This window comes from Ornithinimicrobium pekingense DSM 21552 (genome assembly GCF_000421185.1).
GTDB classification, from domain to species: domain Bacteria; phylum Actinomycetota; class Actinomycetes; order Actinomycetales; family Dermatophilaceae; genus Ornithinicoccus; species Ornithinicoccus pekingensis.
Genome location: NZ_ATWJ01000001.1, coordinates 16,268 through 38,200 on the forward strand (window position 1 = coordinate 16,268; position 21,933 = coordinate 38,200).

General features: G+C 69.1%; 20 protein-coding genes. 1 reads left to right on the forward strand and 19 read right to left on the reverse strand.

What is annotated here, in order from left to right:
• Window positions 1-7: 7 nt before the first annotated feature.
• The 15 genes from rpsS to rplJ form a co-directional block, all read right to left on the reverse strand.
• On the reverse strand, window positions 8-289 hold the full coding sequence (rpsS, locus tag K330_RS0100140) for a 30S ribosomal protein S19 (protein ID WP_022919833.1): 282 nt from the start codon (window positions 287-289) through the stop codon (window positions 8-10).
• Between the two features lie 18 nt (window positions 290-307).
• Complete coding sequence (gene rplB / locus K330_RS0100145; RefSeq protein WP_022919834.1) at window positions 308-1,144, reverse strand: 50S ribosomal protein L2; 837 nt, start codon at window positions 1,142-1,144, stop codon at window positions 308-310.
• A gap of 47 nt (window positions 1,145-1,191) precedes the next feature.
• A complete protein-coding gene (gene rplW, locus K330_RS0100150; RefSeq protein WP_022919835.1) occupies window positions 1,192-1,494 on the reverse strand; it encodes a 50S ribosomal protein L23 in 303 nt (100 codons plus the stop codon).
• Complete coding sequence (gene rplD / locus K330_RS0100155; protein WP_029202141.1) at window positions 1,491-2,150, reverse strand: 50S ribosomal protein L4; 660 nt, start codon at window positions 2,148-2,150, stop codon at window positions 1,491-1,493. The genes rplW and rplD overlap by 4 nt, the downstream gene beginning before the upstream one ends.
• A gap of 5 nt (window positions 2,151-2,155) precedes the next feature.
• Window positions 2,156-2,812, reverse strand: a complete 657-nt coding sequence (gene rplC, locus K330_RS0100160; protein ID WP_022919837.1) for a 50S ribosomal protein L3 — start codon at window positions 2,810-2,812, stop codon at window positions 2,156-2,158.
• Between the two features lie 16 nt (window positions 2,813-2,828).
• Complete coding sequence (gene rpsJ, locus K330_RS0100165; RefSeq protein WP_006946210.1) at window positions 2,829-3,137, reverse strand: 30S ribosomal protein S10; 309 nt, start codon at window positions 3,135-3,137, stop codon at window positions 2,829-2,831.
• A gap of 359 nt (window positions 3,138-3,496) precedes the next feature.
• Entirely contained in the window at window positions 3,497-4,051 is a 555-nt protein-coding gene (locus K330_RS0100170) for a YceI family protein (RefSeq protein ID WP_022919838.1), read from the reverse strand.
• A gap of 194 nt (window positions 4,052-4,245) precedes the next feature.
• The gene (gene tuf / locus K330_RS0100175) at window positions 4,246-5,439 is read right to left on the reverse strand and encodes an elongation factor Tu (protein WP_022919839.1); all 1,194 of its coding nucleotides are present in this window, start codon (window positions 5,437-5,439) and stop codon (window positions 4,246-4,248) included.
• Between the two features lie 124 nt (window positions 5,440-5,563).
• Complete coding sequence (fusA, locus tag K330_RS0100180; RefSeq protein WP_022919840.1) at window positions 5,564-7,666, reverse strand: elongation factor G; 2,103 nt, start codon at window positions 7,664-7,666, stop codon at window positions 5,564-5,566.
• A gap of 119 nt (window positions 7,667-7,785) precedes the next feature.
• Window positions 7,786-8,256: a 30S ribosomal protein S7 gene (gene rpsG / locus K330_RS0100185; RefSeq protein WP_022919841.1), complete on the reverse strand. Its 471-nt coding sequence runs from the start codon at window positions 8,254-8,256 to the stop codon at window positions 7,786-7,788.
• Window positions 8,256-8,630 carry a 30S ribosomal protein S12 gene (rpsL, locus tag K330_RS0100190; RefSeq protein WP_010148679.1) on the reverse strand — a complete coding sequence of 125 codons (375 nt, stop codon included), beginning with the start codon at window positions 8,628-8,630 and terminating at the stop codon, window positions 8,256-8,258. The genes rpsG and rpsL overlap by 1 nt, the downstream gene beginning before the upstream one ends.
• A 417-nt stretch (window positions 8,631-9,047) precedes the next feature.
• A complete protein-coding gene (locus tag K330_RS0100195) occupies window positions 9,048-12,974 on the reverse strand; it encodes a DNA-directed RNA polymerase subunit beta' (RefSeq protein ID WP_022919842.1) in 3,927 nt (1,308 codons plus the stop codon).
• Window positions 12,975-13,101: 127 nt separating this feature from the next.
• Window positions 13,102-16,575 carry a DNA-directed RNA polymerase subunit beta gene (gene rpoB, locus K330_RS0100200; RefSeq protein ID WP_029202142.1) on the reverse strand — a complete coding sequence of 1,158 codons (3,474 nt, stop codon included), beginning with the start codon at window positions 16,573-16,575 and terminating at the stop codon, window positions 13,102-13,104.
• A 448-nt stretch (window positions 16,576-17,023) separates the two neighbouring features.
• The gene (rplL, locus tag K330_RS0100205; RefSeq protein ID WP_022919844.1) at window positions 17,024-17,416 is read right to left on the reverse strand and encodes a 50S ribosomal protein L7/L12; all 393 of its coding nucleotides are present in this window, start codon (window positions 17,414-17,416) and stop codon (window positions 17,024-17,026) included.
• A 78-nt stretch (window positions 17,417-17,494) separates the two neighbouring features.
• Window positions 17,495-18,112 carry a 50S ribosomal protein L10 gene (rplJ, locus tag K330_RS0100210; RefSeq protein ID WP_022919845.1) on the reverse strand — a complete coding sequence of 206 codons (618 nt, stop codon included), beginning with the start codon at window positions 18,110-18,112 and terminating at the stop codon, window positions 17,495-17,497.
• A 291-nt stretch (window positions 18,113-18,403) separates the two neighbouring features.
• On the opposite strand from rplJ, the gene K330_RS0100215 reads away from it, so the two are divergent.
• Window positions 18,404-19,345 (forward strand): P1 family peptidase, encoded by a 942-nt coding sequence (locus K330_RS0100215; RefSeq protein WP_022919846.1) that lies wholly within the window; start codon window positions 18,404-18,406, stop codon window positions 19,343-19,345.
• 221 nt (window positions 19,346-19,566) lie between these two features.
• Here K330_RS0100215 and rplA read toward each other — a convergent pair whose 3' ends face one another.
• The 4 genes from rplA to nusG form a co-directional block, all read right to left on the reverse strand.
• Window positions 19,567-20,280 (reverse strand): 50S ribosomal protein L1, encoded by a 714-nt coding sequence (gene rplA, locus K330_RS0100220; protein WP_022919847.1) that lies wholly within the window; start codon window positions 20,278-20,280, stop codon window positions 19,567-19,569.
• A gap of 2 nt (window positions 20,281-20,282) precedes the next feature.
• Window positions 20,283-20,447, reverse strand: a complete 165-nt coding sequence (locus tag K330_RS23465) for a hypothetical protein (RefSeq protein WP_156875622.1) — start codon at window positions 20,445-20,447, stop codon at window positions 20,283-20,285.
• The gene (gene rplK / locus K330_RS0100225; protein ID WP_022919848.1) at window positions 20,444-20,872 is read right to left on the reverse strand and encodes a 50S ribosomal protein L11; all 429 of its coding nucleotides are present in this window, start codon (window positions 20,870-20,872) and stop codon (window positions 20,444-20,446) included. The genes K330_RS23465 and rplK overlap by 4 nt, the downstream gene beginning before the upstream one ends.
• A gap of 195 nt (window positions 20,873-21,067) precedes the next feature.
• Window positions 21,068-21,931, reverse strand: coding sequence for a transcription termination/antitermination protein NusG (gene nusG, locus K330_RS0100230; RefSeq protein ID WP_022919849.1), 864 nt, complete (start codon window positions 21,929-21,931; stop codon window positions 21,068-21,070).
• Window positions 21,932-21,933 lie beyond the last annotated feature (2 nt).

The following is a 21,933-nucleotide window of genomic DNA, read 5'->3' on the forward strand; positions in this document are numbered from 1 at the left end:
GTCGTGCTCATCGACGCCGGCCCTTCTTGTCGTCCTTCTCGTGACCCTTGAACGTGCGGGTCGGAGCGAACTCACCGAGCTTGTGGCCGACCATCGACTCGGTCACGAAGACCGGGACGTGCTTGCGGCCGTCGTGCACGGCCAGCGTGTGGCCGAGCATGTCGGGGGAGATCATCGACCGGCGGGACCAGGTCTTGATGACGTTCTTGGTACCGGCCTCGTTCTGGGCGTCCACCTTCTTGGCGAGGTGGTCGTCGATGAACGGGCCCTTCTTCAGGCTGCGAGGCATGTCTCGTTAACTCCCTGCTTAGCGCTTCTTGCCGGTCCGGCGACGACGCACGATGAGCTTGTCGCTGGGCTTGTTGGGCTTACGGGTGCGGCCCTCGGGCTGGCCCCACGGGCTGACCGGGTGACGGCCACCGGAGGTCTTGCCCTCGCCACCACCGTGCGGGTGGTCGACCGGGTTCATGACGACACCGCGGACGGTCGGGCGCTTGCCCTTCCACCGCATACGGCCGGCCTTGCCCCAGTTGATGTTGCTCTGCTCGGCGTTGCCGACCTCGCCGACCGTCGCGCGGCAGCGCGCGTCGACGTTGCGGATCTCGCCGGAGGGCATGCGCAGCTGCGCCATCTTGCCCTCCTTGGCGACCAGCTGGACACGGGTGCCGGCGGAGCGGGCGATCTTGGCCCCGCCGCCCGGGCGCAGCTCGATGCAGTGCACGACGGTACCCACCGGGATGTTGCGCAGCGGCAGGTTGTTGCCGGGCTTGATGTCCGCGGACGGGCCGTTCTCGATCACGTCGCCCTGGCGCAGCTTGTTCGGCGCGATGATGTAGCGCTTCTCGCCGTCGGTGTAGTGCAGCAGCGCGATGCGGGCGGTGCGGTTGGGGTCGTACTCGATGTGTGCGACCTTCGCGTTCACGCCGTCCTTGTCGGCGCGACGGAAGTCGATCACACGGTAGGCGCGCTTGTGCCCGCCGCCGATGTGGCGGGTGGTGATCCGACCGGAGGCGTTACGCCCACCGGTCTTGCTCAGCGGCCGGACCAGCGACTTCTCCGGGGTGGTTCGGGTCACCTCGACGAAGTCCGCCACGCTGGAGCCGCGGCGGCCCGGCGTCGTCGGCTTGTACTTACGGATAGCCATGTTGGTTTGCAGTCCTTAAAGTTCTCGTCCTCGACCTCTCCGGCGCTCTACAGCGTGCCGAAGATGTCGATGGAGCCTTCCCGGAGCGTCACGATCGCGCGCTTGGTGTCCTTGCGGCGGCCCGTCCCGAACCGCGTGCGGCGGGACTTGCCCTGGCGGTTCATGGTGTGGACCGACTCGACCTTGACGCCGAAGATGTTCTCCACGGCCTTCTTGATCTCGGACTTGTTGGCGCGCGGGTCGACCAGGAAGGTGTACTTGCCCTGGTCCAGCAGCGCGTAGGACTTCTCGGAGACGACCGGCGACAGCAGGATGTCGCGCGGGTCCTTGTTGAGAGCGGGGGTGCTCACTGGGTGACCTCCTCGGTGGTGCCGGTGCTCCCGGTCGCGCGCGTCACGTACGCCTCGAGGGCGGCCTGGGTGAAGACCACGTCGTCGGCGCACAGCACGTCGTAGGTGTTGAGCTGGTCGGCGAACAGCACGTGGACCGCGGACAGGTTGCGCAGGCTGCGCAGCCCGATCTCGTCGGCCCGGTCGATGACCACGAGCAGGTTCGGACGCTCGGTCAGCGCGGTGAGCGCGTTCCAGGCGGTCTTGGTGGACGGGGCGTCGCCCTCGACCACGGCGGTCAGCACGTGGATGCGGCCGTGGCGCGCCCGGTCGGAGAGGGCACCGCGCAGGGCGGCGGCCTTCATCTTCTTGGGCGTGCGCTGGGCGTAGCTCCGCGGCTGCGGGCCGTGGACCGTGCCACCGCCGGCGAACTGCGGGGCGCGGGTCGAGCCCTGACGGGCGCGGCCGGTGCCCTTCTGGCGGTAGGGCTTGGCGCCACCGCCGCGGACCTCGCCGCGGGTCTTGGTGGAGTGCGTGCCCTGACGGGCCGCGGCCAGCTGCGCCACGACGACCTGGTGGATCAGCGGCACGTTGGTCTGCACGTCGAACAGGTCGGCGGGCAGCTCCACGGTGCCGGCGTCACCGCCGGTCGGCTTGGTGATGGTGACAGTCGTCATCTCGTTCACGCCCCCTTGGCAGCCGTGCGGACCAGGACGACGCCGCCGCGGGGGCCGGGGACGGCACCCTTGATCAGCAGCAGACCCTTGTCGGCGTCCACGGCGTGGATGGTCAGGTTCAGGGTGGTCTGTCGCACGCCGCCCATGCGGCCGGCCATGCGCAGGCCCTTGAAGACGCGGCCCGGGGTGGCGCAGCCACCGATCGAGCCCGGCTTGCGGTGGTTGCGGTGCGCACCGTGGGAGGCGGAGACGCCGGCGAAGTTGTGACGCTTCATGACGCCGGCGAAGCCCTTGCCCTTGGTGGTGCCGGTGACGTCGACGGTCTGGCCGCCCTCGAAGGTCTCCACAGTGACCTCCTGGCCGAGCTGGTACTCGGCCGCGTCGGCGGTGCGGAGCTCGACGAGGTGGCGGCGCGGCGTGACGCCGGCCTTCTCGAAATGGCCCTTGAGCGGCTTGGTGACCTTGCGCGGGTCGATCGCCCCGAAGGCGATCTGCACCGCGTCGTAGCCGTCCGTCTCCGCGTTGCGGACCTGGGTGACCACGTTGGGGTCGGCCTTGATCACGGTCACGGGGACCAGGCGGTTGTCAGCGTCCCAGACCTGGGTCATGCCGAGCTTCTCGCCGAGGACACCCTTGACGCTGCGCGTGGTGGTAGCAGTCATTGGTCGGTACCGGTCCTTACAGCTTGATCTCGATGTTGACGTCCGCCGGCAGGTCGAGACGCATCAACGAGTCGACCGCCTTGGGGGTCGGGTCGACGATGTCGATGAGGCGCTTGTGCGTGCGCATCTCGAAGTGCTCGCGGCTGTCCTTGTACTTGTGAGGCGACCGGATGACGCAGAAGACGTTCTTCTCCGTCGGGAGCGGCACCGGGCCGACCACGGTGGCGCCGGCACGGGTCACCGTGTCAACGATCTTTCGCGCCGAGCTGTCGATGACCTCGTGGTCGTACGACTTAAGCCGGATGCGGATCTTCTGTCCCGCCATCGCTTGTCTGACTCTCTCTCGTCGTCCTACTGAACATTCATGGCCGTCTGCAGCTGGCATCTCGCCGACCCCCGAGGTCGGGCGTGTCGCCCTGTCCGCGTGGGTGCCCCGTGTCAGGATCGTGCTCACAGGGCTGTCCGACGCCCGGCTGCAGCCGGGGCTTGCGCTGCCATCGCCCGCACCCCCGACCAGCGCACAATGGTGCATCTCGGCGCAGTCGTCGGCGCGTGCTGGACGGCTGGTGACGCGCACATGGGTGCGCGCCACGCGTCAAGCAACCTGCCTAGTGTGCCACGGAACGGGCGAGCCACCCAAATCGGGGCCAGGACCCCCTCCCGCTCCCCCGGCGGGACCCGGCCTCAGGCCTCCTGCTTGATCGCCGAGATCTCGAACTCGAGGGTCACCTTCTCCGAGATGAGCAGGCCGCCGGCGTCCAGGGGCATGTTCCAGTGCAGCCCGAAGTCGCGCCGGTCCAGCCGCCGGGTGGCCTCGAACCCGGCACGCAGGTTGCCCAGCTGGTCGCGCTGCACCCCCAGCAGCGCGATCGGGATGGCGACCTGCCTGGTCACGTCACGGATGGTCAGGTCCCCCACCACCATGAAGCTGTCCTGGTCGACCTCGTCGACCGTCGAGGAGCGGAAGGTGATGTCGGGGTAGGTCTCGACGTCGAAGAAGTCGGGGCTGCGCAGGTGCTCGTCCCGCTGGGCGTTGTTGGTGGTGATGCTCGCCGCGGACAGGCGGACCTCGACCGAGGAGGACGCAAGGTCGCCGGCGTCCAGGACGATCACGCCCGAGACGTCGGTGAACGTGCCCCGCACGGTCGTGACCATCGCATGTCGCGCCGAGAACCCCACCCGCGTGTGGCCCGGGTCGAACACCCAGGTCCCGCTCAGCGCCGGGTCGATGTCGGGCATGGCCCCTCCTTGGGCTGCGGCGGCCCCTGCGCGGCCGCCCCTGCGGTCCTGAGCCTACCGCCGCCGCTGCCGCTGCGGGGGGCCCGCCCGGCGAGCGGCACCGTCGCGACGTCCCGGCCCAGGACGCGACGCGGCAGGGCCCCCGCCACCTCGCGAGGAGGTGACGGGGGCCCTGCCGGCCGGAGACGTCTAGATCACTTGAGGATCTTGGTGACGCGGCCGGCGCCGACGGTGCGGCCACCCTCACGGATGTTGAACATGAGGCCGTCCTCCATGGCGATCGGCTGGATCAGCTCGACGCGCATGTCGGTGTTGTCGCCCGGCATGACCATCTCGGTGCCCTCGGGGAGGTGCACGACGCCGGTCACGTCCGTGGTACGGAAGTAGAACTGCGGGCGGTAGTTGTCGTAGAACGGGGTGTGCCGGCCACCCTCGTCCTTGGACAGGATGTAGGCCTGGGCCTCGAACTCGGTGTGCGGGGTGATCGAGCCCGGCTTGACGATGACCTGGCCGCGCTCGACGTCCTCGCGCTTGGTGCCACGCAGCAGCAGACCGACGTTCTCACCCGCGCGACCCTCGTCGAGGAGCTTGCGGAACATCTCGATGCCGGTGACGGTGGTCTTGGAGGACTGCTCGCGGATGCCCACGATCTCGATCTCCTCGTTGACCTTGAGCACACCGCGCTCGATGCGGCCGGTGACGACCGTGCCACGACCGGTGATCGTGAAGACGTCCTCGACCGGCATCATGAACGGCTTGTCCAGGTCGCGGACGGGCTCGGGGATGTACTCGTCCACGGTGTCCATGAGCTCCAGGACGGAGTCGACCCACTTCTGCTCGCCCTCGAGGGCCTTGAGCGCGGAGACGCGCACGACCGGCAGGTCGTCGCCCGGGAACTCGTAGGAGGACAGCAGCTCGCGGACCTCCATCTCGACGAGCTCCATGATCTCCTCGTCGTCGACCATGTCCGACTTGTTCAGCGCGACGACGATGTAGGGGACGCCGACCTGGCGCGCCAGGAGGACGTGCTCCTTGGTCTGCGGCATCGGGCCGTCGGTGGCGGCGACGACGAGGATCGCACCGTCCATCTGCGCCGCGCCGGTGATCATGTTCTTGACGTAGTCGGCGTGACCCGGGCAGTCGACGTGCGCGTAGTGACGCTTCTCCGTCTGGTACTCGATGTGCGCGATCGAGATCGTGATGCCGCGCTGGCGCTCCTCCGGAGCCTTGTCGATGCTGTCGAAGGGCGACGCCTCGTTGAGGTCCGGGTACTTGTCGTGCAGGACCTTGGAGATGGCAGCGGTCAGCGTCGTCTTGCCATGGTCGATGTGACCGATGGTGCCGATGTTGACGTGCGGCTTGCTCCGCTCGAACTTGGCCTTAGCCACTGGTGTCCTCCTGTTGGACTGTGTTGTGCGATCGTCACCGGCTGGGTGCCGGCACGACACTACGGGGGTGTTGATGGATGGTGCTGCTCGGGTCCATCACTCCGCGGGGCGGAGTGAGTTCAGCTCACTCGCCGCGGACCTTCTTGATGATCTCCTCGGCCACGTTCCGCGGAACCTCGGCGTAGGAGTCAAACTGCATGGTGTAGTTGGCGCGACCCTGCGTCTTGGACCGCAGGTCGCCAACGTACCCGAACATCTCGGACAGGGGCACCACGGCCCGGACGATCTTGGCGCCCGCGATGTCCTCCATGGCCTGGATCTGGCCACGACGGCTGTTGAGGTCGCCGATGACGTCGCCCATGTAGTCCTCGGGCGTGCGGACCTCGACGGCCATCATCGGCTCGAGCAGGGCCGGGTCGGCCTTGCGGGCGGCCTCCTTGAAGGCCATCGAGCCGGCGATCTTGAACGCCATCTCCGAGGAGTCGACGTCGTGGTAGGCGCCGTCCAGCAGCGTGGCCTTGACGCCGACGACCGGGTAGCCGGCCAGGATGCCCAGGTTCATCGCGTCCTGGATGCCCTGGTCGACCGAGGGGATGTACTCCTTGGGCACGCGGCCACCGGTGACCACGTTCTCGAAGGTGTAGAGCTCGCCCTCGGCGGTGTCCATCGGCTCCAGGCTGATCTGGATCTTGGCGAACTGCCCCGACCCGCCCGTCTGCTTCTTGTGGGTGTAGTCGAACTTCTCCACCTTGCGGCGCAGGGTCTCGCGGTAGGCGACCTGCGGGGCGCCCACGTTGGCCTCGACCTTGAACTCGCGCTTCATCCGGTCCACGAGGATGTCGAGGTGGAGCTCGCCCATGCCGCCGATGACGGTCTGGCCGGTCTCCTCGTCCAGGCGGACGGTGAAGGTCGGGTCCTCCTGCGCCAGCTTCTGGATCGCGGTGCCCAGCTTCTCCTGGTCGCCCTTGGTCTTGGGCTCGATGGCCACGTGGATGACCGGCTCGGGGAAGGTCATCGACTCGAGGATGATCTGCTCGCTCATGTCGCAGAGCGTGTCACCCGTGGTCGTGTCCTTCAGGCCGATGACCGCGTAGATGTGGCCTGCGGAGACCTTCTCGACCGGGTTCTCCTTGTTGGCGTGCATCTGGAACAGCTTGCCCAGCCGCTCCTTGCGTCCCTTGGTGGCGTTCATCACGGGCTGGCCCGCGGTGATCTCGCCGGAGTAGACCCGGATGTAGGTCAGGGTGCCGAAGAAGGGGTGCGTGGCGATCTTGAACGCCAGCGCCGCGAACGGCTCCTGGGCGTCCGGGCTACGGGTGATGACCGTCTCCTCGTCGCCGGGCTTGTGACCCTCGGTCGGGGGCAGGTCCAGCGGGGAGGGCAGGTAGGCCACGACCGCGTCGAGCAGGGGCTGGACGCCCTTGTTCTTGAACGCCGTGCCGCAGAAGACCGGGTTGACCTCGCCGGCCAGGGTGAGCGCACGCACACCGGCGTGGATCTCCTCCTCGGTCAGCTCCTCGCCGCCGAGGTACTTCTCCAGCAGCTCCTCGTCGGACTCGGCGACCTTCTCGACGAGGGTGTTGCGGTACTCCTCCGCCTTCTCCTGCAGGTCCGCCGGGATCTCGACCGTCTCGTAGTCCTCGCCCAGCGCGGTCTCCTTGGGCCACACCAGGGCCTTCATGGTGACCAGGTCGACCATGCCGACGAAGTCGGACTCCGAGCCGATCGGCAGCTGCATGACCAGCGGGGTGGCGCCGAGGCGGTCCACCATCGTCTGCACGGAGAAGTAGAAGTCCGCGCCCATCTTGTCCATCTTGTTGATGAAGCACATGCGCGGGACGCCGTACTTGTCAGCCTGGCGCCACACCGTCTCGGACTGGGGCTCGACACCCTCCTTGCCGTCGAACACGGCGACCGCGCCGTCGAGGACGCGCAGGTTGCGCTCCACCTCGACGGTGAAGTCCACGTGCCCGGGGGTGTCGATCAGGTTGATCTGGGTGCCCTTCCAGAAGCTGGTGACGGCGGCGGAGGTGATGGTGATCCCCCGCTCCTTCTCCTGCTCCATCCAGTCGGTGGTCGACGCACCGTCATGCGTCTCACCCATCTTGTGCTTGACACCCGTGTAGAACAGGATGCGCTCGGTGGTCGTCGTCTTGCCGGCATCGATGTGCGCCATGATGCCGATGTTGCGGACCTTCCTCAGGTCCGTCAGGACGTCCTGTGCCACGGTCTCTCTCTCTGCTTGGTCTGCTTAGAAGTCAGGTGTGCCGTGAGGCCGGCGGGGGCGGCCCGGGCGGGCGCTGCGGTGCCGTGCACCGCATACCTGCGCCCGGGCCCGCCCCTCGGTCACCAGCGGTAGTGCGCGAACGCCTTGTTGGCGTCGGCCATCTTGTGGGTGTCCTCACGGCGCTTCACCGCGGCGCCCAGGCCGTTGCTGGCGTCGAGGATCTCGTTCATGAGCCGCTCGGTCATGGTCTTCTCACGACGCTGGCGCGAGTAGCCGACCAGCCAGCGCAGGGCGAGCGTGGTCGAGCGGTTGGGCTTGACCTCGATCGGCACCTGGTAGGTCGCACCGCCGACACGGCGGGACTTGACCTCGAGGGCCGGCTTGACGTTGTCCAGCGCGCGCTTGAGCGTCTGCACGGGGTCGGTGCCGGTCTTGGCACGGCAGCCCTCGAGGGCGCCGTAGACGATGCGCTCGGCGGTCGACTTCTTGCCGTCCACGAGGATCTTGTTGACGAGCTGGGTGACCAGCTGGCTGCCGTAGACCGGGTCCTGGATCAGCGGGCGCTTGGGAGCGGGGCCCTTACGAGGCATTACTTCTTCTCCTTCTTGGCGCCGTAGCGGGAGCGGGACTGGTTGCGACCCTTGACACCCTGGGTGTCCAGGGACCCGCGGATGATCTTGTAGCGGACACCGGGAAGGTCCTTCACGCGGCCGCCGCGGACGAGCACGATCGAGTGCTCCTGCAGGTTGTGGCCGACGCCCGGGATGTAGGCCGTGACCTCGACGCCGCTGGTCAGACGCACACGGGCGACCTTGCGCAGGGCGGAGTTCGGCTTCTTCGGGGTGGTGGTGTAGACGCGGGTGCAGACGCCGCGGCGCTGCGGGTTGCCCTTGAGGGCTGGGGAGTTGGTCTTCTTGACCTTGTCCTGCCGGCCCTTGCGGACGAGCTGGTTGATCGTGGGCACTGATTCTCCGTCAGTCGAGTGGTCGTGCGGTCCCCCGGCTCGCGCCGGTCTCCCGCTCCTTGGCTTACGCGCGCCACGACCCCGCGAGGGGCTGGGACACGCTGCTCTCCCCTGCACTTCCCGGCCGGCCTGCCCGTGATGCATGATGAGCCTGCACGGGGTGGGCCGGGCGGACTGCCCGGCGAGAGGTGGGGTCGCGGTCGGCGGACCGACCGCGAGCATGCGGGACCTAGCCCACACACGGCTCTCCAGACTACCGGCAGGCCGTGGTCCCGGCCAAATCACGGCGGAGGGGCCGCCCGCGCGACGACGGCAGTCGCCGCCGCCCGACGCGCCAGGGGCGGGTATGCCGTGTGCACGGCATACCCGCCCCTGGCGGTGGTCACGCGGCCGGACCCTGCGGCCCGGCCGGATGCGTCAGTAGCGCTCGTCCATCGGCAGGTCCTCCAGGCGGACAGCCTCTCCGGTGCCCTGCCCGAACGCGCCGGCGTAGTCGAAGTCGTCGTACACGGGCACGGCGTAGGCCTCGGCCTTGGCCTCCTCGGTCGGCTCGACCGTGAGGTTGCGGTACCGGGTCAGGCCCGTACCGGCCGGGATCAGCTTGCCCAGGATGACGTTCTCCTTCAGGCCGAGCAGCGGGTCGCTCTTGGCCTCCATCGCGGCCTCGGTGAGGACGCGGGTGGTCTCCTGGAAGGAGGCCGCGGAGAGCCAGGAGTCGGTCGCCAGCGAGGCCTTGGTGATGCCCATGAGCTCGGGACGGCCCGAGGCCGGGCGCCCGCCCTCGGAGACGACGCGACGGTTCTCGGTCTCGAAGCGGCCGCGCTCGACGAGCGTGCCCGGGAGCAGCTCGGCGTCAGCCGCCTCGATGATCGTGATCCGGCGCAGCATCTGCCGCACGATGACCTCGATGTGCTTGTCGTGGATCGACACACCCTGCTGGCGGTAGACGTTCTGGACCTCGTCCACCAGGTGCTGCTGGGTGGCACGCGGGCCCAGGATGCGCAGCACCTGCTTGGGGTCGATGGCGCCCGAGACGAGCTGGGTGCCGACCTCCACGTGCTGGCCGTCGGTGACCAGCAGGCGCGAGCGCTTGCTGACCGGGTAGGCGTGCTCGTCCGAGCCGTCGTCCGGCGTGAGCAGCAGGCGGCGGGCCTTGTCGGTGTCCTCGATCTCGATGCGGCCGCTGGCCTCGGCGATCGGGGCGACCGCCTTGGGCGTGCGGGCCTCGAAGAGCTCGACCACACGGGGCAGACCCTGCGTGATGTCGTCACCGGCCACACCACCGGTGTGGAAGGTCCGCATCGTCAGCTGCGTGCCGGGCTCGCCGATCGACTGGGCCGCGATGATGCCGACGGCCTCACCGATGTCGACGAGCTTGCCGGTGGCCAGGGAGCGGCCGTAGCACTTCGCGCACGTGCCGACCAGCGACTCGCAGGTCAGGACCGAGCGGACCTTGACCGACTCGATGCCGGCCGCCACGAGGCGTCCGATCACCACGTCGCCCAGGTCCATGCCGCCCTCGGCGAGCACCTCCCCGTCCGGCCCGGTGACGTCCTCGACGAGGGTGCGGGCGTAGACCGAGGTCTCGACGTCGTCGTGCGGCCGCAGCCCGCCGCTCTCCAGGCGCACCGCGATCGGCATGACGAAGCCACGGTCGGTGCCGCAGTCGTTCTCGCGGATGATGACGTCCTGGGAGACGTCGACCAGGCGACGGGTCAGGTAGCCCGAGTCGGCGGTCCGCAGGGCGGTGTCCGCCAGACCCTTGCGGGCGCCGTGCGTGGAGATGAAGAACTCCAGGACCGACAGGCCCTCGCGGAAGTTCGACTTGATCGGGCGCGGGATGATCTCACCCTTGGGGTTGGCCATCAGGCCGCGCATGCCGGCGATCTGGCGCAGCTGGAACCAGTTACCACGCGCACCCGAGGTCACCATCCGGTAGATGGTGTTGTCCTTGGGCATCGTGGTCTCGAGCTCCTTGGCGACCTCGTTGGTCGCCTGCGTCCAGATCTCGACGAGCTCCTGGCGACGCTCGTCGTCGGTGATCAGACCACGCTCGTACTGCAGCTGGACCTTGCTCGCCTTGGCCTCGTAGCCGGAGAGGATCTCGGCCTTGCGGGCCGGGGTCTGCACGTCCGAGACCGCCACCGTGGTGCCCGAGCGGGTCGCCCAGTGGTAGCCGATGTCCTTGAGCGAGTCGAGGCTGGCCGCGACCTGGACCTTGGTGTAGCGCTCGGCCAGGTCGTTGACGATGCCGGACAGCCGCTTCTTCTCCACCACGTCGTTGACGTAGGGGTAGTTCGGCGGCAGGGCGTCGTTGAAGATCGCCCGGCCCAGGGTGGTCTCGACCTCGAAGGAGGCCACGACCCCGTCCTGCGCCACGACCGCGTCCTCGGCCAGCTCGAAGCCCAGCGGCGGGGCGGTGCTGGTCAGCCGCAGGCGGATCGGGGTGCCCAGGGCGATCTGGCCGGCGTCGAAGGCCATCTGGGCCTCGGCGACGCTCGTGAACGAGCGCAGGTGGGTGTTGCCGTCCTCGTCGGTCAGCACGTCGGCGCTGCCCGAGCCCAGGGGCGACTCGGAGGTCAGGTGGAACAGGCCGATGACCATGTCCTGGGTGGGCATGGTGACCGGGCGGCCGTCCGCCGGCTTGAGGATGTTGTTGCTCGAGAGCATCAGGATCCGGGCCTCGGCCTGCGCCTCCGCGGACAGCGGCAGGTGCACGGCCATCTGGTCGCCGTCGAAGTCGGCGTTGAAGGCGGTGCAGACCAGCGGGTGGATCTGGATCGCCTTGCCCTCGACCAGCTGGGGCTCGAAGGCCTGGATGCCCAGCCGGTGCAGGGTGGGCGCGCGGTTGAGCAGCACGGGGTGGTCGGTGATGACCTCCTCGAGCACGTCCCACACCACGGACCGGCCGCGCTCGACCATCCGCTTGGCGGACTTGATGTTCTGCGCGTGGTCGAGGTCGACCAGGCGCTTCATCACGAACGGCTTGAACAGCTCCAGCGCCATCTGCTTGGGCAGACCGCACTGGTGCAGGCGCAGCTGCGGGCCGACGACGATGACCGAACGGCCGGAGTAGTCGACGCGCTTGCCGAGCAGGTTCTGGCGGAACCGGCCCTGCTTGCCCTTGAGCATGTCGGACAGCGACTTCAGCGGGCGGTTGCCCGGACCGGTCACCGCACGGCCACGACGGCCGTTGTCGAACAGCGAGTCCACGGCCTCCTGCAGCATCCGCTTCTCGTTGTTGACGATGATCTCGGGCGCGCCGAGGTCCAGCAGCCGCTTGAGGCGGTTGTTGCGGTTGATGACGCGGCGGTAGAGGTCGTTGAGGTCGGAGGTCGCGAAGCGGCCACCGTCCAGCTGGACCATCGGACGCAGGTCCGGCGGGATGACCGGGACGGCGTCGAGCACCATGCCGGCCGGCTCGTTCTTGGTCTGCTGGAAGCTGGTGACGACCTTGAGGCGCTTGATCGCGCGGGTCTTGCGCTGGCCCTTGCCGGTGGCGATGATCTCGCGCAGCGACTCGTTCTCGGCGTCCAGGTCGAAGCTCTGCAGACGCTTCTGCAGGGCGGCCGCACCCATGCCACCCTCGAAGTACATGCCGAACCGGTCACGCATCTCGCGGTAGAGGATCTCGTCGCCCTCCAGGTCCTGGACCTTGAGGTTCTTGAAGCGGTCCCAGACCTGCTCGAGGCGCTCGATCTGCTGGTCGGCGCGGCGGCGGATCTGGTTCATCTCCCGCTCGGCGCCGTCCTTGACCTTGCGCCGGGCGTCAGCCTTGGCCCCCTCGGCCTCCAGCTCGGCCAGGTCGGCCTCGAGCTTCTTGGCCCGCTCCTCCACGTCGGAGTCGCGGCGGTTCTCCAGCTGCTTCTTCTCGGTCTGGATCTGCGCCTCGAGCGAGGGCAGGTCGGCGTGCCGCTGCTCCTCGTCGACGTGCGTGATCATGTAGGCCGCGAAGTAGATGACCTTCTCCAGGTCCTTCGGGGCGAGGTCGAGCAGGTAGCCCAGGCGCGACGGGACGCCCTTGAAGTACCAGATGTGGGTGACGGGGGCGGCGAGCTCGATGTGGCCCATCCGCTCGCGGCGCACGCCGGCGCGGGTCACCTCGACGCCGCAGCGCTCGCAGATGATCCCCTTGAAGCGGACGCGCTTGTACTTGCCGCAGTAGCACTCCCAGTCCCGGGTGGGGCCGAAGATCTTCTCGCAGAAGAGCCCGTCCTTCTCCGGCTTCAGGGTGCGGTAGTTGATGGTCTCGGGCTTCTTGACCTCGCCGTGGCTCCAGGCGCGGATGTCCTCCGCGGTGGCCAGGCCGATACGCAGCTCGTCAAAGAAGTTGACGTCCAGCACTGTGTGCTTCCTTTTCCTCGGTATGCAGTGAAAAGTTGAGTTAGGAGGTGGTCGCCGGGCGGGGCGGTCGGGCTCCGCCCGGCGACCTGACGTTTCGGGAGCAGGCGCTCAGCGCGCCCCCCCCCGACTAGACCTCTTCGACCGAGCTGGGCTCGCGGCGCGACAGGTCGATGCCCAGCTCCTCGGCCGCGCGGAACACCTCGGTGTCCGACTCGCGCAGGTCGATGTGCGTGCCGTCGGAGGAGAGCACCTCGACGTTCAGGCACAGCGACTGCATCTCCTTGATGAGCACCTTGAAGGACTCGGGGATGCCGGGCTCGGGGACGTTGTCGCCCTTGACGATCGACTCGTAGACCTTCACGCGTCCGGTGACGTCGTCGGACTTGATCGTCAGCAGCTCCTGCAGCGCGTAGGCGGCGCCGTAGGCCTCCAGCGCCCAGACCTCCATCTCACCGAAGCGCTGGCCACCGAACTGCGCCTTACCACCGAGCGGCTGCTGGGTGATCATCGAGTAGGGGCCGGTGCTGCGGGCGTGGATCTTGTCGTCCACGAGGTGGTGCAGCTTGAGGATGTACATGTAGCCGACCGAGATCTCGTCCGGGAACGGCTCGCCGGAGCGGCCGTCGAACAGCTTGGTCTTGCCCGAGCTGCCGATGAGCCGCTGGCCGTCACGCGTCGGGGTCGTCGAGTCGAGCAGACCGGAGATCTCCTCCTCGCGCGCACCGTCGAACACCGGGCTGGCCACGCGGGTGCCCGGGGTGGCCTCGCGGGCGTCGGAGGGGATGAGCTCGGCCCACTCCGGCTCGCCGTCGATCTTCCAGCCGCGGGAGGCGACCCAGCCCAGGTGCAGCTCGAGGATCTGGCCGATGTTCATCCGGCCGGGCACGCCCAGCGGGTTGAGGATGACGTCGACCGGGGTGCCGTCCTCGAGGAAGGGCATGTCCTCCACGGGCAGGATCCGGGAGATGACTCCCTTGTTGCCGTGGCGGCCGGCGAGCTTGTCACCGTCGGTGATCTTGCGCTTGTTGGCGACGTAGACCCGGACCAGCTGGTTGACGCCCGGGGGCAGCTCGTCGCCGTCCTCGCGGTCGAAGACCTTGACGCCGATGACCGTGCCGGTCTCACCGTGCGGCACCTTCATCGAGGTGTCGCGGACCTCACGCGCCTTCTCGCCGAAGATCGCGCGCAGCAGGCGCTCCTCCGGGGTCAGCTCGGTCTCGCCCTTGGGCGTGACCTTGCCGACGAGCAGGTCGCCGTCGCGGACCTCGGCACCGATGCGGATGATGCCGCGCTCGTCCAGGTCGGCCAGCACCTCGTCGGAGACGTTCGGGATGTCCCGCGTGATCTCCTCCGGGCCCAGCTTGGTGTCGCGGGCGTCGATCTCGTGCTCCTCGATGTGGATCGAGGACAGGACGTCGTCCTGCACGATCCGCTGGGAGAGGATGATCGCGTCCTCGTAGTTGTAGCCCTCCCACGGCATGAACGCCACCAGCAGGTTGCGCCCCAGCGCCATCTCGCCACCGTCGGTGGCGGGACCGTCGGCGATGAGCTGACCCTCCTCGACACGCTGACCGGTGTCGACCCGGACCTGCTGGTTGTAGCAGTTGCCCTGGTTGGAGCGGGTGAACTTGTCGATCTTGTAGGAGATGTAGGTGCCGTCGTCGTTGGCGACGGTGACCAGGTCGGCCGAGACCTCCTGCACGACGCCCGCCTTGGTGGCGCGCACGACGTCACCGGAGTCGAGGGCGGCGCGGTGCTCCATACCGGTGCCGACCAGCGGCGCCTCGGCGCGCACCAGCGGCACGGCCTGACGCTGCATGTTGGCGCCCATGAGCGCACGGTTGGCGTCGTCGTGCTCGAGGAAGGGGATCATCGCGGTCGCCGCCGACACCATCTGGCGGGCGGAGACGTCCATGTAGTCCACGTCACCGGCCGGCACGTCGACGGCCTCGCCGTCACGGGCCCGCACCAGCACGCGCTCGTCGAGGAAGGTGCCGTCGTCGGCCAGGCTCGCGTTGGCCTGGGCGATGACGAAGCGGTCCTCCTCGTCGGCGGACAGGTAGTCCACCTCGTCGGTGACCTTGCCGTCGCGCACGCGGCGGTAGGGGGTCTCGACGAAGCCGAACGGGTTGATCCGGCCGTAGGAGGCCAGCGAGCCGATCAGACCGATGTTGGGACCCTCGGGGGTCTCGATCGGGCACATGCGGCCGTAGTGCGAGGGGTGGACGTCACGGACCTCCATGCCGGCGCGGTCACGGGACAGACCGCCCGGGCCCAGCGCGGACAGACGACGCTTGTGCGTCAGCCCGGACAGCGGGTTGTTCTGGTCCATGAACTGCGACAGCTGGCTGGTGCCGAAGAACTCCTTGATGGAGGCGACGACCGGCCGGATGTTGATCAGCGTCTGCGGCGTGATCGCCTCGACGTCCTGCGTGGTCATGCGCTCGCGGACGACACGCTCCATGCGGGACAGGCCGGTGCGGACCTGGTTCTGGATGAGCTCGCCGACGCTGCGCAGACGACGGTTGCCGAAGTGGTCGATGTCGTCGACCTCGACCAGCGTCGGGCCGGCCGCCATGTCCAGGTTGTCCTGGCCGGCGTGCAGCGCGACAAGGTACTTGATCGTCGCCACGACGTCGTCGATACCGAGGACGGACTCCTCCAGCGGCGCCTGCAGCCCCAGCTTCTTGTTGATCTTGTAGCGGCCGACCTTCGCCAGGTCGTAGCGCTTGGGGTTGAAGTAGAGGTTGTCGAGCAGCGTCTGCGCGGCCTCCTTGGTGGGCGGTTCGCCCGGGCGCAGCTTGCGGTAGATGTCCAGCAGCGCCTCGTCCTGGCCGGCCGTGTGGTCCTTCTCCAGGGTCGCGCGGATCGACTCGTAGTCGCCGAACTCCTCGAGGATCTGCGCCTCGCTCCAGCCGAGGGCCTTGAGCAGCACCGTGACGCTCTGCTTGCGCTTGCGGTCCACGCGCACGCCGACCTGGTCGCGCTTGTCGATCTCGAACTCCAGCCACGCACCGCGGCTGGGGATGACCTTGGCCGAGAAGATGTCCTTGTCGGAGGTCTTGTCGAGGGAGCGCTCGAAGTAGACGCCGGGGGAACGGACCAGCTGCGAGACGACGACGCGCTCGGTGCCGTTGACGATGAAGGTGCCGCGCGGGGTCATGAGCGGGAAGTCGCCCATGAAGACCGTCTGGCTCTTGATCTCACCGGTGGAGTTGTTGATGAACTCCGCCGTGACGAAGAGCGGCGCGGAGTAGGTCATGTCCTTCTCCTGGCACTCCTCGACGGAGTACTTCTGCTCCTCGAACCGGTGGTCGCGGAAGCTCAGCGACATGGAGCCGGAGAAGTCCTCGATCGGGGAGATCTCCTCGAAGATCTCCTCCAGACCGGAGGTGGTGGGGATGTCGTTGCGTCCCTCGGCCTGGGCCGCGGCGACGCGCGCCTGCCAGGCCTCGTTGCCGAGGAGCCAGTCGAAGCTCTCGGTCTGGAGGGCGAGGAGGTCGGGTACCTCGAGGGGCTCCCTGATCTTTGCAAAGCTCAGACGGCCGGAAGCCGTACGAGCGGTGGACACAGTCTTCTTCGCAGTGCGCGAGGCAGCCAAGGATTGGTCCTTCCACGGGCCTGTTGGGCGGCTAGTTCGGGCGACCACCAGCGCCTGCCTCGGGTGCAGCACGAAGTCGCGGGGTCAAGATCACGTCGGCCGGCGGGGGTGACGTGCGCGTCAACGTTCAGCGGTGAGCGGGAGCAGGTGCAGGGCAGCGCAAAGCGACAGCATACACATCGCGCGCCCCCAAGTCCAACCCGCTCGACCGCGCCCCACGTCGGGTGCCTGGTCCTCCTCCGGGCCGCAAGCCCGTGGTCCGTGGACCGCCACTGCCGTGGGAACTGTTCTGTTCGCAGATACTGTGCGCCTTTCGGGCCCCCGCGTCAAGCGGACCTGCCGCGACGCCCCGAAACGCACCGCGGGCGGGGCCGCGACCAGCTGTGCCGGTGCGACCCCGCCCGTGGCGAGGAGAGTCCGGGCCGCGCGGTGCACGGCCCGGACGGGCTCACTTGAGCGTGACGGTGGCGCCAGCGCCCTCGAGCTGCTCCTTGGCCTTGTTGGCGGCGTCCTTGTCGACCTTCTCCAGGACCGGCTTGGGAGCGCCGTCGACGAGGTCCTTGGCCTCCTTCAGGCCGAGGGAGGTCAGCGCGCGGACCTCCTTGATGACCTGGATCTTCTTGTCACCGGCCGACTCGAGGATGACGTCGAACTCGTCCTGCTCCTCCTCGGCGGCGGCGTCGCCGCCGCCGGCGGCCGGCGCACCGGCGGCCGCGACGGCGACCGGGGCGGCGGCGGTGACCTCGAAGGTGTCCTCGAAGGCCTTGACGAACTCGGACAGCTCGATCAGGGTCATCTCCTTGAACTGGTCAAGGAGCTCCTCGGTGCTCAGCTTCGCCATGGTGGCGTCCTTTCTACTTCTTGCCGTGAGTGGCGTGTCGGGGTTGTGCCGGCCGTCGGGTGCGAGGCACCCGGACGGTCAGCTGTCGTCGCCACCCTCGGCGGCGTCAGGGGTGGCCTCGGCGGCAGCCTCGGCCGGTGCGGCGTCGGCGGGTGCCTCGGCCACGGGGGCGGAACCGCCCTGCTCCTCCACCTTCGCGCGCAGCGCGTCGACGACCCTGGCGGTCTGCGACAGCGGAGCGGCGAAGAGGTAGACGGCCTTGCTCAGGTTCGCCTTCATGGCGCCGGCGAGCTTGGCCAGCAGGACCTCGCGGGACTCGAGGTCCGCGAGCTTGGTGATCTCCTCGGGGCTCAACGGCTTGCCGTCGAGAACACCCGCCTTGATGACCAGGGCCGGGTTGGCCTTGGCGAAGTCACGCAGGCCCTTGGCCGCCTCGACCGGGTCACCGGTGACGAAGGCGATGGCCGTGGGACCCACCAGGTGCTCGTCGAGGCCGTCGATCCCGGCCTCGGCAGCTGCCCGCTTGGTCAGCGTGTTCTTCACCACGGCGTAGGTGGCGTGCTCGCGCATGGAGCCCCGCAGCTGGGTGAGCTGGCTCACCGTCAGTCCGCGGTACTCCGTGAGCACGGCCGCGCCGGAGCTACGGAACTTCTCCGTGAGCTCGGCAATGGCTGCAGCCTTCTCGGGCGTCGCCATACTGGCCTCCTTCGTCACGTGGTGCCGGCTACCCCCGGGTAGACACGACAAGAGCCCCGGCGCAGGCGCACGGGGCTCCGTTCTCTGCTCGCGCCGGATCGTCTCCGGCGCCGCAGCGGCTCGCATCTCACCTGCGCTGGTCGCCCCGTCGTGGGAACCTTCGGCCGACGCTTCCTGGGGCTCGTGGCACCAGGGCACGCCGACGACCGGCGGTCATTGGGTATGCGACAAGGCTACGGCATACCCGCGCCTGCCCCAAATCCACGGGGCCGGGCGTCTAGGGTCCCACCCATGGGCATCACCGACGTCAGCGGGGTCCGGCTCGGGCACGTCACGCTCGACGGCCCCGGCGAGGGCGTCCGCACCGGCGTCACCTGCGTCCTCCCCCACCGCCGGGACCTGCTGGAGCACCCGGTGGTCGCGGCGGCGCACGTGGTCAACGGTTTCGGCAAGCCGGTCGGGCTGACCCAGGTCGTCGAGCTGGGGGAGATCGAGACGCCGGTGATCCTGACGAACACCCTTGCCGTCGGCGCCGCGCACGAGGGCGTGGTGCGGTCGGTGCTCGCCCGCTCCCCCGACGTCGGGCGGCCGCGCACCGTCAACCCGGTCGTGCTGGAGTGCAACGACGGGCGCCTCAACGACCTGCGGGCCCTGGCGGTCCGCCCGGAGCACGTGACGGAGGCGGTCCGCCGGGCAGAGGCCTCCTCCGACGGCGCGCCCGTGCAGGAGGGGGCCGTGGGCGCGGGTCACGGCATGGTCGCGTTCGGCTGGAAGGGCGGTGTCGGGACGGCCTCGGCCCGGGTCGTCGACGGAGCCCGGGCCGGCACGCTCGGCTGCCTGGTCCTGACCAACATGGGCCGCCCCGAGGACCTGGTGGTGCACGGTCGGCCGGTGGCCGAGCGTCCGGCCGGCGTCACCCGGCCCGCCGACGGGTCGGTCATCGTGCTGCTGGCCACCGACGCGCCCCTGGACGCCCGCCAGCTCGGACGCCTGGCCCGCCGCGCGCAGAACGGCCTGGCCCGCACCGGGGTCCTCACCGACCACGGCTCCGGGGAGCTCGTCCTGGCGTGGTCGACGGCGACGCCGCGGCACCGGCGCGACGGGGACTGGCTCCGGCCCTGGTTCTGCGCCGTGGCCGACGTGGTGGAGGAGGCGGTGCTGTCCTCGATGCGGCACGCGCGCACGGTGACCGGCCGGGACGGGCTGACGGTGGAGCGCTGCCCCGCCCTGTGAGCGCGGCAGCTGCCCCGCGCCGGGGTTGGCGCCCTGTGCCGGGGAAGCTTCCCCCGCGCGAGCCTCCGTCGACAGCATCTGTGACCTCCACGCGCGATCTGGCGAGGACCGGCGACGCATCGTGGGGCCGGACACGGCGACGCCCCCGGCGACCAGTGGTCGTCGGGGGCGTCGGACGCCGGTCAGGAAGCGCTCGCTCCGCGCCGGCCGTCAGGTGCAGGTCACTCCGCGTCGGCGGCCGCCACGCTGCCCACGCGCGAGGGGTCGAGCGGGATGCCCGGCCCCATCGTGGTGGCCATGGTCGCCTTGGTGACGTACCGGCCCTTGGAGGCCGACGGCTTCAGACGCAGGACCTCGTCGATGGCGGCACCGTAGTTCTCCACCAGCGCGGCCTCGTCGAAGGAGGCCTTGCCGATGATGAAGTGCAGGTTGCTGTGCTTGTCGACGCGGAACTCGATCTTGCCGCCCTTGATGTCGGTCACGGCCTTGGCGGTGTCCATCGTGACGGTGCCGGTCTTGGGGTTCGGCATGAGGCCGCGGGGGCCCAGCACCTTGCCCAGCCGGCCGACCTTGCCCATGAGGTCGGGGGTGGCGACGACGGCGTCGAAGTCGGTCCAGCCGCCGCCGATCCTCTCGATCAGGTCGTCGGAGCCGACCCAGTCGGCCCCGGCCTCGCGGGCGGCCTCGGCCTTGTCGCCGTTGGCCAGCACGACGACGCGGGCGGTCTTGCCGGTGCCGTTGGGCAGGTTGACGGTGCCCCGGACCAGCTGGTCGGCCTTGCGCGGGTCGACGCCCAGACGCAGGGCGACCTCGATGGTCGCGTCGTACTTGGTGGTCGCGGTCTCCCGGGCCAGGCGCACAGCCTCGACCGGGGTGTAGAGCTTGTCGTCCTCGATCTTCTCGGCGGCGGCCCTGTAAGCCTTGCTGCGCTTCATGTCTACTCCTCGTGGTGATGGTGGAGCTGTGGTCGGACGGGCCGGCGCAGGCCCTGCCACAGGTGGGGTATGCCGTTCTCCGCGCGGGTGCGTGGGCTCCGGCCACCCCGACCGGCCGTGCCGTCCGCCCGCAGGCGGACGGCATACCCGGTGGTGCGTGTCGTCACTCGACGGTGATGCCCATCGAGCGAGCGGTGCCGGCGATGATGCGCTTGGCCATCTCGACGTCGTTCGCGTTGAGGTCCTGCATCTTCATCTCGGCGATCTCGGTGAGCTGGGCGTCGGTGAGCGTCGCGACCTTGGTCTTGTGCGGCTCGCCCGAGCCCTTCGGGACACCGGCGGCCTTCTTGATCAGCTCGGCGGCCGGCGGGGTCTTGGTGATGAAGGTGAACGAGCGGTCCTCGTAGACCGTGATCTCGACCGGGATGACGTTGCCACGCTGGGACTCCGTCGCGGCGTTGTAGGCCTTGACGAACTCCATGATGTTGACGCCGTGCTGACCCAGCGCGGGGCCGACGGGGGGCGCGGGCGTGGCCGCACCGGCCTGGATCTGCAGCTTGATGAAGCCGGAGACCTTCTTCTTGGGGGGCATGGTGCCTCTTCCTTCTCGTTGTGGGCCGACGCCGTGGGCGATGACCCGGTTGCATCCCCCAGGACGGCAGTCCTGGGGAGGTATGGAGTTGCGCGGGCGCGAGCCCGCTCCCCCGGCGTGCAGCGCCGCCCTCGGGGCGGAGCCCCGTTGCGGGGGGCAGTCGGGGGGCAGAGCGAAGCGGAGCCCCCCGACCGACTAGATCTTGGCGACCTGGTTGAACGACAGCTCGACGGGGGTCTCGCGGCCGAAGATCGAGACCAGCACCTTGAGCTTGTGGCTCTCGGGGATGATCTCGGAGATCGTGGCGGGCAGGGTCTCGAACGGGCCCTCCATGACGGTGACCGACTCGCCGACCTCGAAGTCGACCTGCGGCTGCGCGGCGGGCGCCTGGCCCTCGCCACCGCCGGCGCTGCGCGCGGCGGGGGTTGCGGCCGGCGTCTCGAAGGTCGGGGCGAGCATGCTGACGACCTCGTCGATGCTCAGCGGCACCGGCTGGTGGGCGTTGCCGACGAAGCCGGTGACGCCCGGCGTGTGGCGCACGGCCCCCCAGGACTCGTCGGTCAGCTCCATGCGGACGAGGACGTAGCCGGGCATCCGGACGCGGCGGACCAGCTTGCGCTGGCCGTTCTTGATCTCCGTGACCTCCTCCATGGGGACCTCCACCTCGAAGATGTAGTCCTCCATGTTGAGGCTGGTGATCCGGGTCTCCAGGTTGTGCTTGACCCGGTTCTCGTAGCCCGCGTAGGAGTGGATGACGAACCAGTCGCCGTACTTGCCGCGCAGGACGGTCTTGAACTCCTCGAGAGGGTCGGTGACCGTCTCCTCGGCGGGGGCGTCCTCCTCCGCGTCGTCGTCAGCCAGGGCCTCGGCCGGCTCGACGCGCACGTCGTCCTCGCCGTAGACCTCGTCCTCGACAGGGTCGGAGCCGGCGTCACCGTCGAAGCGCTCGGCCGCCTCGAGGTCGGCCTCCGCGACGGACAGGTCGGACTCGTTCGACTCCTCGACGGAGGGGTCGGCGGCGCCGTGGCGCTCGTCGAACTCATGGGTCTGGTCGGACATGC